The organism is Streptomyces adustus (assembly GCF_009377175.1).
GTDB classification, from domain to species: domain Bacteria; phylum Actinomycetota; class Actinomycetes; order Streptomycetales; family Streptomycetaceae; genus Streptomyces; species Streptomyces adustus.
In genome coordinates, this window is record NZ_VJZD01000226.1 from 1 (window position 1) to 15,308 (window position 15,308).

The following is a 15,308-nucleotide window of genomic DNA, read 5'->3' on the forward strand; positions in this document are numbered from 1 at the left end:
GCGCAGGACCGCGTCGAAGTCGAGGACCCCGTCGAACACCCCGGAGTCCCGGATCCAGGTGTTGACCTCGGCCCGCTCGGCGTCGACGGCCGGTGTGCAGCGGGAGCTTCCCCCGCACGGCAGGACGGTCGCCGCCAGCACCCGTACGCCCCGGTCGTGCGCCCGGTCCGCGATCTCCCGCAGCCCGGCGACGAGCCGGGATGCCGTGGTGCCCGCCCTGAGGTCGTTCACGCCCTCGAACACGAGCGCCGTACGCACCGAGGTCTGGGCGAACACGTCCCGGTCGAGGCGGTGCAGCGCGCTCACCCCGGAGCCGCCGACCGAGACGCCGTCGCCCGGGTAGCGGTCGGCGACCACCCGGTTGCCCGCGATGCCCGCGTTCAGCACGCCGTAGGGGGGTGCCGTGCGCTGCCGCAGCAGACGGGCGGCGAGCACGTCGGGCCAGCGCCGGTCGGCGTCCGGTGTGGAGCGGTCCCCGTCGGTGATCGAGTCGCCGAGTGCGACCAGGGACCCCGGCCCGCCGCCCACGTCCACCCCGGTCAGCAGCGGCCAGGACGTCAGCGCCGCGGTGTACGCCGCCGCCCGGCGGTCGGCCGTGTGGTCGCCCGGCGTGCTCAGGTACGACCGCTGGACCGCGAGCCGGTGCCCGGGCGCCGCCCGTACCGTGCCGGGGAGGTGGAAGCTGACCAGCAGATCGGCGTCGGCGGGCACCCGGAAACCGAGCGGATCGGTGACCGCCTGCGCCCCCGCCGGGACGACGACGCCCCGCGCACCCCGGAAGGCGAGCCGTACCGGCCTGCTGCGGGCCGCCGCGCCCGCCGCCCGCACCGCCACCGTCGCCGCGCCGATGCGGACGGGGGTGGCGGCGAAGGTGTTGTCGAAGCGCAGCCGCACCCGCGGGCCGCCCACCGAGGTGTGCACCACGAGCCGCAGCGTGCGATCGGTCCAAGGCCCCACGGCCGTGACACCGGAGGTGGCCGTGGCCCAGGTGCCGCTCCAGCCCCGTGCCGCCGCCCGCACCCCCAGGGCGAACACATGCAGTCCGGCCGCGCGCGGCAGCCGTACGGAGGCGACCGGGCGGCCCGGCAGCAGCGGTACCGTCACGACGTACAGCCGGGCCCTGCCGGTGCGCCGGCCGCCGGGGCCGTTGACGTGCGGGAGGACCACCGCCTTGGTGGCGAGCGGGCCCCTGCGCCAGTCCGGGGCGGTGAGCAGGTACGGGGAGCGGCGGCCGTCCGCGTAGGTGACCGTGCCGGAACCGGCGGTCTCGCCGCCGCGGGTGCCGGCCACCAGGAAGGCGAGGGCGTCACCGCTCCCGCCGAGGCGCACCTGCTGTCCGCCGGCCCGTACGTTGTCCGGCTCGCCCGGCCGCCGGTGCGGCCAGGTCAGCGCGGTCCCCTGCACGGTGAGGGCGCGGCCGGGCAGCCAGCCCGCGGCCCGCAGGTCCCGGGACGACAGCGAGGCGCCCGAGCCGTCGAAGTCGGCCTCGGCGGGGCGCGCGTCGTCACTGACGGCGACGTTGTCGAAGAACCGCTCCAGCGGCAGCGGGGCGGAGGACGGCGCGGCGCTGGCCCGGGCGGCGGACGCCGGGACCAGCGCCGTCGTGAACAGGGCGAGCGCCAGCGCGACACCCCGGACACCTCGGTGCACGTACGGACTCCTCCCGATCACCGTTCGCACGCATACGCACGGTGAAGTTAGGGACACCACTGACGGTGGTCAACGCGCCATGCACGAAGGCGTGGTGAAAAGCACCGGGACGAGCGGTCGCGCGCGCCTGTGGTGCGCACGCGGGTGCGAATGACACGCTGGACGTATGAACATCCCTTTCCTGGGCAACCGGCGCAAGAAGAGCGACGGTGCGACGTTCTCCGCCGACCCCGAGGGGGTCGCCGAACTTCTGTCCGAGTGTGAGCTGCTGCGCTCGCAGGCGTCCCAGGAGGGCGTCCAACTCGACGATTCCGCCGCCTCGTTGGAGGCGCTCGACCAACTGGTGCCGCGCTGGCGCGACGACGACGAAGTGCTGCCCTGGCTGGGCAACGACGCGGGACTGTATCTGGGCACGGTCATCGTGCGCACCGTGCCGGGCGCGGTCTGGGAGGTGTGGCCCGGCGGGCAGCCCGTCATACGGCTCGCCTCCGGCCGGGAGTTCGACGTGGTGACCGCCGGCCTGGAGTGGGCCACGAGCGGGGTGCCCGAACTGTCCCAGCTGTACGCGGAGGTGGCCGAGGCGTAGATCCTCTCCGGCCGTTCCCGCCCGCTCTGCGCCCCCTCTTCGGGTGGACGACGGGAAGGGCCGGGCAGGCCTCGGCCGGGAACGGCCGAGCACCTTAAATACGGCTTATGCCGGAAAGCTGCGTGTCGTGCCGGGGCTTGATCGTCGGCTGGATAGTTTGCGGCGACCACGACACGGTTGAGGGTGAGTACCGGTGGGCATGGCTGTCGATCCGTTGATCGAGCTGCACGGCGTCAACAAGCACTTCGGGGAGCTGCACGTTCTGCGGGACATCGACCTCACCGTCGGCAAGGGGGAAGTGGTCGTCGTCATCGGCCCGTCCGGGTCGGGCAAGTCGACCCTGTGCCGGGCGATCAACCGGCTGGAGACGGTCGAGTCCGGGACGATCAGGCTGGACGGCAGGCCGCTGCCCGAGGAGGGCAGGGCACTTGCCCGGCTGCGCGCCGACGTCGGCATGGTCTTCCAGTCCTTCAACCTCTTCGCCCACAAGACCGTCCTCCAGAACGTCTCCCTGGCGCAGATCAAGGTCCGCAAGCACGCCAGGGAGGCGGCCGACAGCCGCTCGCTCGAACTCCTCGACCGCGTCGGCCTCGCCGCCCAGGCGCCCAAGTACCCCGCCCAGCTCTCCGGCGGCCAGCAGCAGCGGGTGGCCATCGCCCGCGCCCTGGCCATGGAGCCCAAAGCCCTGCTGTTCGACGAGCCGACCTCGGCCCTCGACCCCGAGATGATCAACGAGGTGCTGGAGGTGATGCGGCAGCTCGCCCGGGACGGCATGACCATGGTCGTCGTCACCCACGAGATGGGCTTCGCCCGCTCGGCCGCCAACCGCGTGGTGTTCATGGACGACGGCCGCATCGTCGAGGACCGCCCCCCGGAGGAGTTCTTCACCGCCCCGCGCACGGAGCGCGCCAAGGACTTCCTGTCCAAGATCCTCAAGCACTGAGCGGGGGCGCGTCGTATGTTCCGCACGACACGTGTGTCCACCGTCCTGGCCGTGCTGACGGCCCTCCTCCTCACCGCCTGCGGCAAGGAGGGCAGCCCGCCGGTCAAGGGGCCCGTGCCCGAGCGGCTGCCGCACTACGCGGTGGCGGAGAACTTCCAACTGCCCGACTCCCCGACCTGGACCAGGGCGAGGAAGCGCGGGTACCTGGTCGTCGGCGTCAAGGAGGACCAGCCGTACCTCGGCGAGAGGGACCCGGCGACCGGCACCTACTCCGGCTTCGACATCGAGGTCGCGAAGATGACGGCCGCGTCCCTCGGCTTCGACCCAAGCACGATCCGCTTCAGGACGATCGCCTCCGCGAACCGCGAGACCGCTCTCCAGAACGGCCAGATCGACTACTACGTCGGCACCTACACCATCAACGACAACCGCAAGAAGCTGGTCGGCTTCGCCGGGCCCTACTACCTGGCCGGGCAGTCGCTGCTGGTGCGCGCCGACGACAAGGACATCCACGGCCCGCACGACCTCGACGGCAAACGCGTCTGCTCGGCGGCCGGTTCGACCCCGTACCAGCGCATCAAGACGGACTATCCGAAGGCGGTCCTCGTCGCCTACGACACCTACTCCGTCTGCGTCGACAACCTGCTCACCTACCAGGTCGACGCCGTCACCACCGACGACGCGATCCTCATCGGCTACGCGGCGAAGGCCCCCGGCGAACTCAAGGTGGTCGGCAGGCCCTTCTCCCAGGAGCCCTACGGCATCGGCGTCCCGCACGGCGACAACGCCCTGCGTCTCGCCATCGACGACGCGCTGGAGGCCCGTGAGAGGAACGGCGACTGGAAGAAGGCGTACGAGGCCACGCTCGGCCTGTCCGGAGTGCCCGCGCCGACCCCGCCCCCGATCGACCGCTACCAGGCCGGTACATGAACGTTCTGATCGACAACTTCTCCCTCTACGCCGAGGGTTTCCTCGGAACCCTCGAACTCACCGTCTACTCCTCGGTGCTGGCCCTGCTCCTCGGCTTCCTCATGGCTTCCTTCCGGGTCGCGCCGGTGCGCTCGCTGCGGGTCTTCGGCACCGTGTGGGTGACCGTTCTGCGCAACACGCCGCTGACCCTGCTGTTCTTCGCGGTGCTGCTGGGACTGCCCCGGTTCGGGGTCGTCCTGCCCTTCGAGGTGTTCGCCGTCCTCGCCCTGGGCTGCTACACCTCGGCGTTCATCTGCGAGGCGCTGAGATCCGGGATCAACACCGTGCCCACGGGACAGGGCGAGGCGGCCCGCAGCCTCGGGATGACCTTCACGCAGACCCTGAACCTGGTCGTCCTGCCGCAGGCGTTCCGCTCCGTGATCCCCCCGGTCGGCTCCACGCTCATCGCGCTCGCCAAGAACTCGGCGATCGCGGGCGCGTTCAGCGTCACCGAGCTGCTCGGCACGTACAAGACCCTCAGCGAGCTCGGCTACAACATCGTCTGGACGTTCGTCTGGATCGCCGTCGGCTACCTGATCATCACGTTCGCCATCAGCGCGCTGTTCAACGCGCTGGAGAAGAAGTGGGGAGTCGCCCGTTGACACCCGCCACCGCCACCGCCCTCTACGACGTACCGGGACCACGGACCCGGCGGCGGCACCGGATCTACTCGGCCGTGGCCGCCGCCGTCCTCCTCGGGCTGCTGGCCTGGATCCTGTATCTCCTCTTCGACACCGAGCAGTTCACGTACACGAAGTGGATGCCCTTCGCCTACCAGGGGATCCAGGAGCTGCTGCTGCGCGGTCTCGGCAACACGCTCAAGGCCTTCGCCCTGGCGGCCGCGCTGGCGCTGGTGCTGGGCGGGATGCTGGCGGCCGGACGGCTGTCGGACCACCGGTCGCTGCGCGTGCTCGCCACGGTCGTCGTGGAGTTCTTCCGGGCCATGCCCGTCCTGGTGATGATCTTCTTCATCTTCGTGGCCCTGAAGGCGCAGCCGCTGACCGCCCTCGTCGCCGGACTGGCGCTCTACAACGGCTCGGTGCTCGCCGAAGTGTTCCGTTCGGGCGTCAACGCCGTCGAGCGCGGCCAGCGGGAGGCGGCGTTCGCGCTCGGAATGCGCAAGACACAGGTCATGGTCCACGTCCTGGTGCCCCAGGCGGTACGGGCCATGCTGCCCGCCATCATCAGCCAGTTGGTGGTGGCGCTGAAGGACACCTCCCTCGGCTACCTCATCACCTACGAGGAGTTTCTCCACGCCGGGAAACTCATCGCCTCGAACCTCGACTACGATTTGCCGTTCATCCCGGTGGTGATGGTGATCTCGCCGATCTACATCGGAATGTGCATGCTGCTCTCCTGGTTCGCCGGCCGGGTGTCCCGGTGGGAGCGGCACAGTCCCAAGACGCGGGCCGTGGAGCTGACCACGGCCGACCCCGGGACACTGCTGCCGGGTGGGGAACCCCCCACGGCTCCCCGACCGTAGGGGCGGCAGCGCGCAGAGCCATACCCGCCCGGCCGCGGCCGGAGATCACTGCTCGCGCAGCGGCACCGACACGTACGACGGGTCGTCCGCAGGCGAGGAGAAGGTCAGTTGCGCGCCGGACGGGTTGTGCTCGATGTAGAGCGGGTCGACCGTGTCGACGACCAGGGCGAGCCGGTGCCCTGCCGGGACGTCGTAGGCCGTGGAGAACAGGTCCAGGTCGAGACCGAACGGCTCGCCCGGGGTGCGCCCGTGGAAGGTGTACGGGGCGTTGCTGACCAGCTTGCCCAGGCCGAGCGGCCCCACGTCGTACAGGTAGGCGACGAGGGTGCCGCTCTCCTTGGTCGGGGTGACCGTGGTGTGCAGAACGGCGGTGCCGCGCACCCGCTGGGCGGTGGCGTACTTCTCCGACTGCCAGACGGCCGCCCAACGGCGCGGCAGCAGCGGGATCGAGGCCATCGGGGGGACGCGGGCGACCTGGTCGAGCAGGCTCGACAGCAGGACGATCCCGCCGTCCGCCCCGGAGTCGACGTTCGTGTGGATCGTGGTGGTGCCGGCCAGGGCGAACTTGCGGGTGGCGGCGCCCACCGACTTCCAGTCCGGATAGCCCTCGTAGCCGCCGGTGGAGCGGGACTTGAGCTCGACCGGCTGTTCACGGTCGATGCCGTTGTCGACGCCCTTGAGGTAGCGGTCGAACCAGCGCCCGGCGTCGGTCCACACGTCGTTGGGCAGGCCGAACAGTCCGGTGAGTTCGGCGGTGGCGTGGTCGCCCGGACGGAACTCCAGCCGCTTGGGCCCGGTCAGCTTCTCGTAGAAGTCGGCGTACTGGTTGGCCGGGAAGATGGTGTCGCCCCAGGCGTTGGCGAGCATGACGGCCGGGCCGTTCTTGTTCAGTTGGTCGAGGTAGGTGGCGACCGAGCGCTTCTTCCCCCAGGCGAGGAGGTCCGGCTCCCGTGACAGGTTGGAGGAGTAGAAGTCCGAGAGGACCTGCTTGAGTTCGGCGCTCTCGCGGCCGGTGACCGCGCCGGCGACGTCCAGCAGGGCGGTGGCCTGGGCGTGCTGGGTGCGGCCGGAGTAGATCGAGTCGATCAGGTCCGCCCAGCCGCTCAGCGCGGTGACCGCCTTGATCCGCGGGTCGTGCGCGGCGGCGAGCAGGCTGATGCCGGCGCCGTAGGAGACGCCCGCCATGCCGATGTGCCCGGCGTCGGCGGGGGTGTGGGCGAGCGCCCAGTCGATCACCCGGGACGCGTCGGCGGTGTCGGAGGGACCCGCCACTTCTATCTCGCCGCCGGACTGCCAGAAGCCGCGCACGTTGTAGGTGAGGACGACGTAGCCGGAGTCGGCGAGCCTGCGGGCCTGGGCGAGGTACTCGACCTGGGGCAGACCCCAGCTCGTGGGCAGCACGATCAGCGGGTAGCGGCGGGTGCCGTCGGAGTCCGCGGGGGTGACGACGTTCGCCTTCAGGACGATGCCGCCGTCGCCGGTGATGTCGACGAAGCGGACGCGGCCGTCGGCCGCCTGCGCGGTGGGGGCGAGCCCGAGGACGCCGCCGGCGATCAGGGTCGCGGACAGGGCGCCCGCGGCGGCCGTACGCAGGGCCGTGCGGGGATGCCCGGCCGACGACCGTCGCCACCTGGTACGAAGGTGCTCCGCGCTCCTCTGGCCCATGGGTCGCTCCTCACGCGCGTCACAGCCAAGTGACCCGACGGTAACCGTGTTGCTTTACCGTAGGTAACCCGTCGGTAAGTTACGCATGAGTAAAGATTTTTGGCGCGGGGTGGACGCGGGGTGGACTCAGGAGGCGCGCGGCGTGGTCCGGGGCGACCTCGTCCGCGGCTTGGGCTCCGGCTTGGCCTCCGGGGTGGGGTCCGGGACGGCCGGCGGGGTCTGGGCGGCGCGTGTCACGTCGGCGACGAGTTCGACGACATCGGGGCCGTACGCCTGGGAGTTGACCACCCGCAGCAGCAGGGCGAAGGAGGCGCCGCCGTGCTTGCGGGCCAGCCGCTCGTGGTTGCGCGCCAGATAGCGGGCCGCGGCCTGGTTGGTGATGGCGCGCTGGCCGCAGAAGAGGAACACCGGTCGGGCGTCCCGGCGTTGGCCCGCGGTGAGTCGCGCGAGCAGTACGTACTCGGTCTTGCCCGATTCCAGCAGGTACTTCTCCTCGCCTATCCGGAAGGCGACGCGCTCGGGGCCGGGCTCGGCGTCGACGTCGACCCGCACCCCCGGCAGCAGCGAGCTCAGATGGGCGGCCATCCGGCGGTTGGAGGCGGGACCGCCCACGCAGAACTCGGTGCGCTCCCCGAAGCCCTGCTGGGCCGCGTCGTGCGCGACGATCTGGGCGTTGGCGTTGCAGTCCTTGATCAGCGCGGCCAGTTCGAGCAGTGCGAACACGTCGTGGCGCAGCACGGTCAGCTCGGGGCCTCCCGCCTCGCGGTTGACCACGAGCAAGGACTCGGAGTTGTCGGGCAGTCCGAAGAAGGCCTGCTTGCGCCGCAGCCTTCGCTTCCAGAGCTGGGTACGGGTCAGCCACCCGAGGGCGACGCCGAGGCCGGCCGCCACCACGCCGGGGACGATGAGGAGCAGGTCGTCTGTCATGTGCGCGCATGCTAGCGGGCCCGTCGGCGGCCCGAGCGGTTGGTACGTACCGGTGTTCGATGCGTACCGTTCGCGCCGGAGCAGCCGAAATGAGACTGTTGAGGCCGGGACAATTGTGGCTACGCTGCGCGAACGGTCCACTCGCTGGAGGTGCGGATGCGTCGCATTGTCACGCGGAAACTGGCGGTCCTCGCGGTCTCGGCCGCCGTGGTGTCGGTGGGCGCGGCGGCACCACCCGCCACCGGGAGCGGCACGGCGGCCAAGACCCCGCCCGCCAACGGGAGCGCCACGACGGCCAAGGTCCCGGTTGCCACCGGCTACGGCGGCGCCGTGGCCAGCGTCGACGCGGACGCCTCGGCCGCCGGCATCGCGGTGCTGAAGAAGGGCGGCAACGCGGTCGACGCGGCCGTCGCCACCGCGGCCGCGCTCGGCGTCACCGAGCCCTACTCCGCCGGCATCGGCGGCGGTGGTTACTTCGTCTACTACGACGCCAAGTCACGCACGGTGCACACCATCGACGGCCGCGAGACCGCCCCGCTGAGCGCCGACTCCGGTCTGTTCACGGAGAACGGCACACCGCTCGCCTTCGCCGACGCCGTCACCAGCGGACTGAGCGTCGGCACCCCCGGCACGCCCGCCACCTGGGCGACGGCACTGGACAAGTGGGGCACCAGAAAGCTCGGCACGGTCCTCGCACCCGCCGAGCGCATCGCCCGCGACGGCTTCACCGTCGACGACACCTTCCGCAGCCAGACCGCGGGCAACGAGACCCGCTTCCGCTACTTCCCCGACACCGCACGGCTGTTCCTGCCCGGTGGCAAGCTGCCCGTGGTCGGCTCGACGTTCAAGAACCCCGACCTCGCCCGCACCTACGAGGAGCTGGGCCGCAAGGGCGTTGACGCGCTCTACCGCGGCGACCTCGGCAAGGACGTCCTGAACACCGTCAACAAGCCGCCCGTGGACCCCGGTTCCGGCTGGAACGCCCGGCCCGGCCGTCTCTCGGCCCAGGACCTCGCCGCCTACCGCGCCAAACTCCAGGCGCCCACCAGGACTTCGTACCGCGGGCTCGGCGTCTACTCCATCGCGCCCTCCTCCTCCGGCGGCACCACGGTCGGCGAGGCCCTCAACATCCTGGAGCGCACCGACCTGTCCAGGGCGAGCGAGGTCCAGTACCTGCACCACTTCATCGAGGCGAGCCGGATCGCGTTCGCCGACCGCGGACGCTGGGTCGGCGACCCCGCCTTCGAGGACGTACCGACGAAGGAACTGCTCTCGCAGCGGTACGCCGACTCGCGCGCGTGCCTCATCAAGGACACCGCCGTCCTCACCAGCCCGCTGGCACCCGGCGACCCGCGCCACCCGGCGGCCTGCGCGGGCCCCGGCACCGCGGCCCCGACGACGTACGAGGGCGAGAACACCACGCATCTCACGGTCGCCGACAAGTGGGGCAACGTCGTCGCCTACACCCTCACCATCGAGCAGACCGGCGGCAGCGGCATCACCGTCCCGGGCCGGGGCTTCCTGCTCAACAACGAGCTGACGGACTTCTCCTTCGCCCCGGCCAACCCGGCCGTGCACGACCCGAACCTGCCGGGTCCGGGCAAGCGGCCGCGCTCCTCGATCTCCCCGACGATCGTGCTGGACCGGCACGACAGGCCTGTCGTGGCGCTCGGTTCGCCCGGTGGCGCGTCCATCATCACCACCGTGCTCCAGACCCTCACCGAGTTCCTCGACCGCGGCCTGCCCCTGGTCGACGCGATCGCCGCCCCCCGGGCCAGCCAGCGCAACGCCGCCCAGACCGAACTCGAACCCGGGCTCTACGACAGCGCGTTGAGGACCCGGCTGGAGGCCATCGGGCACAGCTTCAAGCTCAACCCGGAGATCGGTGCCGCGACCGGCGTGCAACGCCTGCCGAACGGCGAATGGCGGGCCGCCGCCGAGACCGTACGGCGCGGCGGCGGCTCGGCGATGGTGGTGTTCCCGGCGCGCTAGGTGTATTGACCCGCCTCCCCCGCGTCCTGATCGCTGACCCGCCTCCCCCCGCGTCCTGATCGCTCAGGACGCGGGGGCGGGCGGCATCGCCTCGGTGCGGAAGGTGAGTCGGCCGTCCGCCTCGTCCACCGTCACCTCGCTGCCCTGCTCGATCCGGCCGTCCAGGAGCAGCCGGGACAGCTGGTTGTCGACCTCCCGCTGGATGGTGCGGCGCAGCGGCCGGGCGCCGTACTCGGGCTGGTAGCCGCGGTTCGCGAGCCAGTCGACGGCCGCGTCGGTGAACTCGACCTCCATGTCCTGCGCGCGCAGCAGCCGACGGGTCTTCTCCAGCAACAGGTCGGTGATCTTGCGCAGTTGGTCGGTGGTGAGCTGCTGGAAGACGACGATCTCGTCGATACGGTTGATGAACTCCGGCCGGAAGTGGTCACGCAGCGGCCGCAGGATCTGTTCGCGCCGCGCCTCCTCGTCGGCTCCGTCCCCGCCCGGCCCGAACCCGATGCCCGCGCCGCGCCGGACGATGGCCTCCGAGCCGAGGTTGCTCGTCATCACGATCACCGTGTTGGTGAAGTCCACCGTGCGGCCCTGGGAATCGGTGAGCCGGCCGTCGTCCAGCACCTGGAGCAGGATGTTGAAGACATCCGGGTGCGCCTTCTCGATCTCGTCCAGCAGCAGCAGCGAGTACGGGTGCCTGCGCACCACCTCGGTGAGCTGGCCGGCCTCGTCGTGACCGACGTAGCCGGGCGGGGCGCCGACCAGCCGGCTGACCGTGTGCCGCTCCTGGTACTCGCTCATGTCGAGCCGGACCATCCGCTCCTCGCTGCCGAACAGCGCCTCGGCGAGCGCGCGGGCCAGCTCCGTCTTGCCGACACCGGTCGGGCCGAGGAACAGGAAGCTGCCGATCGGCCGGTCCGGGCTGGACAGTCCGGCGCGCGAGCGCATGACCGCCTCGGAGACCGCGGCGACCGCCTCCTCCTGGCCGATCACCCGCTGGTGCAGATGCTTCTCCAGCCCGAGGAGGCGCTCCTTCTCCGCCTCGGTGAGCCGGCTGACCGGGATGCCGGTGCGCCGGGACACCACCTCGGCGATGGCCTCGGCCGTCACCTCCAGGTCCTGCCCCTCGTCGGCCGTGTCCTCGCCGCTGGTCTCGGTGATCCGCTCCCGCAGCGCGCCGATCCGGTCCCGGATCTGCGTGGCCTGCTCGTACTGCTCGTCGGCGACCGCCTGGTCCTTGTCCCGGACGAGCTGTTCGAGCTCGCGCTCCATCGCCCGTACGTCCGTGCCCTTGGTGCGGGCGCCGAGCCGCACCCGGGCGCCGGCCTGGTCGATCAGGTCGATGGCCTTGTCGGGCAGCCTGCGGTCGGTGAGATAGCGGTCGGACAGCTCCACGGCCGCCACCAGCGCCTCGTCGGTGTAGCGGACCTGGTGGTGGGCCTCGTAACGGTCACGCAGTCCGCGCAGGATCTCGATCGCGTCCAGGACCGTCGGCTCCGGCACCATGATCGGCTGGAAGCGGCGGGCCAGCGCCGCGTCCTTCTCGATCCGTCGGTACTCCTCCAGCGTGGTGGCGCCCACGATGTGCAGCTCGCCGCGGGCCAGGGCCGGCTTGAGGATGTTGCCCGCATCCATCGTGCCGCCCTCGGCGCCGCCGCCCGCGCCGACGACCGTGTGCAGCTCGTCGATGAAGACGATCAGTTCTTCGGAGTGCGCGCGGATCTCGTTGACGATGTTGTTCATCCGCTCCTCGAAGTCGCCGCGGAACCGGGTGCCGGCGACCACGCCGGTCAGGTCCAGGGCGACCACCCGACGGCCGGTGAGCCCGTCCGGCACGTCCCCCTCGGCGATCCGCTGCGCGAGCCCCTCCACGACCGCCGTCTTGCCGACGCCCGCGTCACCGATGAGCACCGGATTGTTCTTGCCGCGCCGGGAGAGCACCTCGATGGTCTGCTCGATCTCGTCGTCCCGCCCGATCACCGGGTCGATCCGGCCCTGCCGGGCCAGGTCGGTGAGGTCGCGCCCGTACTTGTCCAGGGTCGGGGTCGAGGTGGGCCGGGGGCGCTCGGGATGCTGCTGCGTCACGTCCTGCGCCTCGGGCGGCAGGCCGGTGGGGGCGAAGTGGGCCGAGTTCAGGATGTGCCCGGCGGCCGAGTCGGGGTTCGCCGCCAGCGCCCCGAGCACGTGTTCGGGGCCGATGTAACCGGCGCCGCTGGAGCGGGCCAGCTCGTGCGCGTCCAGCAGGGCCCTTTTGACGGCCGGGGTCAGGGACAGCGAGGTCGGCGGCAGGGCCTGGCCCGGCTCCTGCTGCACCGGCCCGGAACGCTGGTCGATCTCCGTCGCCAGCGAGTCGGGGTCGGCGCCGGAACGGCTGAGCAGACTCCGGGTGGGCTCGGCGGACAGCGCGGCCCGCAGCAGATGCTGGGTGTCCAGGTCCCGGCTGCCGTGCTCGGCGGCGTACTGGGCGGCGCCGCGCACCAGCTCCCGGGCCGGCTGACTCAGCAGCCGGCCGATGTCGATCTGCCGGGGACCGGAGCGCGGTCCGCTGAAGAAGCGTGCGAGGAAATCTCCGAAGGGGTCCGGGCCGTTTCCTTCCGGTCCCGTGAAGCCGCTGGTCATGGCGTTCCGTTCCGGCGTCCCGAGGGGATTTCCCGGCCCGCGCGGAAACCGGTGGACCCGGGGAAAGTACGCGGGACGCGCTCGCTGATCGACGTGCATGTCCGAACGCGGGTGCCCGGACTCGGCCGGCCTACGCCCGCGGCGCGTCCCTCACGTCCGCTGCCGCCGGGCGGCCCACCACGGCGGCGGGCCAGGGGTACTCGATCCCGTCCAACACCAGGTCGCAGGCCGGCCGCAGCGGGCGCTCGGCCGTACGCACACGGCCCTGGTGCTCGTAGAACACGATCGCACGATCGTTGCCGCGCAGCACCTCCAGGACGACGCGCCGGCCGGGGGCCGCAGTCCGCCCGAGGCCGGGGCGTGGCGGGAGACGGCAGTCCGTGGTCCCGGAGGCGCGGTGTGCGCGGTACGGCGGCCCGGCCGGCGTCGGCGGGGGAGCGGGGGCCGACGCGCCGGGGCTCCCGCGGGCGGCGGTCAGCGGGCGGTCAGGACGCGGGGGCCGGCCTCGGTGATCGCCACGGTGTGCTCGACGTGGGCCGCGCGGGAGCCGTCGTTCGTGCGCAGGGTCCAGCCGTCGGCGGCCGCGTGGTAGCCGTCCCGGCCGCTCGCCACCAGCATGGGCTCGATCGCCAGGACCATCCCGCGGCGCAGCGGGAGGCCGCGGCCGGGGCGGCCCTCGTTCGGGACGCCCGGGTCCTCGTGCATACGGCGCCCGATGCCATGACCGCCGAAGCCGTCCGGGATGCCGTATCCGGCGGCGCGGCACACCGAGCCGATCGCGTGCGCGATGTCCCCGATGCGGTTGCCGACCACGGCCGCCTCGATGCCCGCGGCCAGCGCCCGCTCCGCGGTCGCGATCAGCCTCGTGTCCGCCGGGCGCGGCGTGCCCACGGTGAAGCTGACCGCGGAGTCGCCCACCCAGCCGCCGAGCTCGGCGCCGAAGTCGACGGAGAGCAGGTCGCCGTCGCGCAGCCGGTAGCCGTCCGGGATGCCGTGCACGATCGCGTCGTTCACCGAGGCGCAGATCACGCCGGGGAACGGGGTGGGCGCGAAGGACGGCCGGTAGCCGAGGAAGGGCGAGGTCGCGCCCGCCTCGCGCAGCACCTCACGCGCCAGCGCGTCGAGTTCCAGCAGGGAGACGCCCACGTCCGCTGCCTCCCGCACGGCGGTGAGTGCCCTGGCGACGACCTGGCCGGCCACGTACATCGCGTCGATCGAGTTATCTGTTTTCAGCTCCACCATGCCAATTACTATACCGGTATTAGAATGACGGCATGGTGCGTACCCCGCTGACCCCCGAAGAGCGAGAACGCGGCGAGCGGCTCGGCAGACTGCTGCGCGAGGCCCGCGGCGACCGCAGCATGACGTCCGTGGCGGCGAGCGCGGGCATCTCCGCCGAGACCCTGCGCAAGATCGAGACCGGCCGCGCGCCGACCCCGGCGTTCTTCACGGTGGCCGCGCTGGCCCGCGCGCTCGGGCTGTCGATGGACGAACTGGTCGGACGGTGCGCCCCGGCCGGCGCGCTGGAGACCCTCGACGGGCTCGACGGGACCGGTGGGCTCGGCGCCCTGGACGCCTCGGGAGCCTTGGGGGTCTCGGGGGCGGGTGCCGCCGTCGGGGCGCGGGATCGTTGAGATCGCTGCGGCCACTCCGAAAACTCCCTGTAGCCGTCCCGTAACACAGGTCGTGTTTCCTGCCAGACGGAGTGTTCCGGTCTGGCAGGAGTTGGGCGATGGCGGTGGATCAACTCTCGGTCCGGGTGCGGGAGTTCTCGACGTACCTGGACGCCCTGCTGACCCGCCTGGACCAGGGCGGCGGCTGGTGCGCGGTCTTCTGGGAGCGCGACCCCGACGGTATGCGGGCCTGCCTCGAAGGGCGTGAAGTGCCGCCCTGGGACGTCGTGGAGGCGCTGCTGCACGACCTGGCCGCCGCGTACGGACCCGCGGTCGCGGCGCCGGAGACCGAGCGGGCCCGTGCCCTGCACGCCGCCGCGCTCGCCGCGTACGACGCCCGGCCCGGCGGCCGGGCCGCCCTCGGGGACCGGCTCCAGGAGATGCTCCGCGAGCAGCGGTACACCGCCGAACGGCAGTCCGAACTGGGCCGGTTGCTGGCCTCCGCCACCACCCGGGAGGAGGCCGACACGGTCCGCCTGGACCTCGCCTGGGCCCGCGACGACCACGAGCGCGCCTCCGCCCGGTGCGTCGAACTGCGGGCCCGCATGGCGGAGTCGGACCGGCAGGGACCGGTCGGCCGCACCGACCGGCCGACGCCCCGCGAGCCCGGCGGCCGGGGACCCATGAACCCGGGACGCAGCCCCGGCGGCACCTACGACGGCTTCGCCGCCGGCCGCCCCGGGTACGGCGCCTCCGCCCCCCGGTCCGCGCCCGCGCACGACACCTCCGCCCCCGAACCCGCGCCCGCGTCCGCGTACGGTTCTCCCTTCGCCGATCCCGCGCCCGCGCACGACACCTCCGCCCCCGAAC

Annotated in this window: 12 protein-coding genes and 2 pseudogenes; 8 read left to right on the plus strand and 6 right to left on the minus strand. The window is 72.1% G+C overall.

Annotated features, from left to right (window positions below):
• The coding region (locus tag FNH09_RS36250) for an SGNH/GDSL hydrolase family protein (RefSeq protein WP_162469631.1) at positions 1-1,650 on the minus strand (1,650 nt) is incomplete at its 3' end.
• A gap of 166 nt (positions 1,651-1,816) precedes the next feature.
• On the opposite strand from FNH09_RS36250, the gene FNH09_RS36255 reads away from it, so the two are divergent.
• The 5 genes from FNH09_RS36255 to FNH09_RS36275 all read left to right on the plus strand — a co-directional run bounded on the left by FNH09_RS36255 (position 1,817) and on the right by FNH09_RS36275 (position 5,631).
• Entirely contained in the window at positions 1,817-2,236 is a 420-nt protein-coding gene (locus FNH09_RS36255; RefSeq protein ID WP_152894138.1) for a DUF6278 family protein, read from the plus strand.
• 199 nt (positions 2,237-2,435) lie between these two features.
• Positions 2,436-3,179: an amino acid ABC transporter ATP-binding protein gene (locus FNH09_RS36260; RefSeq protein ID WP_152894139.1), complete on the plus strand. Its 744-nt coding sequence runs from the start codon at positions 2,436-2,438 to the stop codon at positions 3,177-3,179.
• 15 nt (positions 3,180-3,194) lie between these two features.
• On the plus strand, positions 3,195-4,109 hold the full coding sequence (locus tag FNH09_RS36265; RefSeq protein WP_152894140.1) for a glutamate ABC transporter substrate-binding protein: 915 nt from the start codon (positions 3,195-3,197) through the stop codon (positions 4,107-4,109).
• Positions 4,106-4,750: an amino acid ABC transporter permease gene (locus FNH09_RS36270; RefSeq protein ID WP_152894141.1), complete on the plus strand. Its 645-nt coding sequence runs from the start codon at positions 4,106-4,108 to the stop codon at positions 4,748-4,750. Before FNH09_RS36265 ends, FNH09_RS36270 begins: the two co-directional genes overlap by 4 nt.
• Positions 4,747-5,631, plus strand: coding sequence for an amino acid ABC transporter permease (locus FNH09_RS36275; RefSeq protein WP_152894142.1), 885 nt, complete (start codon positions 4,747-4,749; stop codon positions 5,629-5,631). The genes FNH09_RS36270 and FNH09_RS36275 overlap by 4 nt, the downstream gene beginning before the upstream one ends.
• Before the next feature lie 45 nt (positions 5,632-5,676).
• On the opposite strand, the gene FNH09_RS36280 is transcribed toward FNH09_RS36275, so the two are convergent.
• Positions 5,677-7,296: an alpha/beta fold hydrolase gene (locus FNH09_RS36280; protein WP_152894143.1), complete on the minus strand. Its 1,620-nt coding sequence runs from the start codon at positions 7,294-7,296 to the stop codon at positions 5,677-5,679.
• Between the two features lie 126 nt (positions 7,297-7,422).
• Positions 7,423-8,223 carry a hypothetical protein gene (locus FNH09_RS36285; RefSeq protein WP_152894144.1) on the minus strand — a complete coding sequence of 267 codons (801 nt, stop codon included), beginning with the start codon at positions 8,221-8,223 and terminating at the stop codon, positions 7,423-7,425.
• Positions 8,224-8,379: 156 nt separating this feature from the next.
• Here FNH09_RS36285 and ggt point away from each other — a divergent pair, with 156 nt between their 5' ends.
• On the plus strand, positions 8,380-10,215 hold the full coding sequence (ggt, locus tag FNH09_RS36290; protein ID WP_152894145.1) for a gamma-glutamyltransferase: 1,836 nt from the start codon (positions 8,380-8,382) through the stop codon (positions 10,213-10,215).
• A gap of 63 nt (positions 10,216-10,278) precedes the next feature.
• On the opposite strand, the gene FNH09_RS36295 is transcribed toward ggt, so the two are convergent.
• The 3 genes from FNH09_RS36295 to map all read right to left on the minus strand — a co-directional run bounded on the left by FNH09_RS36295 (position 10,279) and on the right by map (position 14,067).
• Positions 10,279-12,825: an ATP-dependent Clp protease ATP-binding subunit gene (locus FNH09_RS36295; RefSeq protein ID WP_152894146.1), complete on the minus strand. Its 2,547-nt coding sequence runs from the start codon at positions 12,823-12,825 to the stop codon at positions 10,279-10,281.
• Between the two features lie 130 nt (positions 12,826-12,955).
• Positions 12,956-13,108, minus strand: a complete 153-nt coding sequence (locus tag FNH09_RS46845) for a hypothetical protein (protein ID WP_156110848.1) — start codon at positions 13,106-13,108, stop codon at positions 12,956-12,958.
• Positions 13,109-13,299: 191 nt separating this feature from the next.
• The gene (gene map, locus FNH09_RS36300) at positions 13,300-14,067 is read right to left on the minus strand and encodes a type I methionyl aminopeptidase (RefSeq protein WP_152894147.1); all 768 of its coding nucleotides are present in this window, start codon (positions 14,065-14,067) and stop codon (positions 13,300-13,302) included.
• A 32-nt stretch (positions 14,068-14,099) separates the two neighbouring features.
• Between map and FNH09_RS36305 the strand changes: the two are divergent.
• Positions 14,100-14,342, plus strand: a pseudogene (locus tag FNH09_RS36305) (helix-turn-helix domain-containing protein); the annotation flags it as partial.
• A 215-nt stretch (positions 14,343-14,557) separates the two neighbouring features.
• A pseudogene (locus FNH09_RS36310) lies at positions 14,558-15,308 on the plus strand (hypothetical protein); the annotation flags it as partial.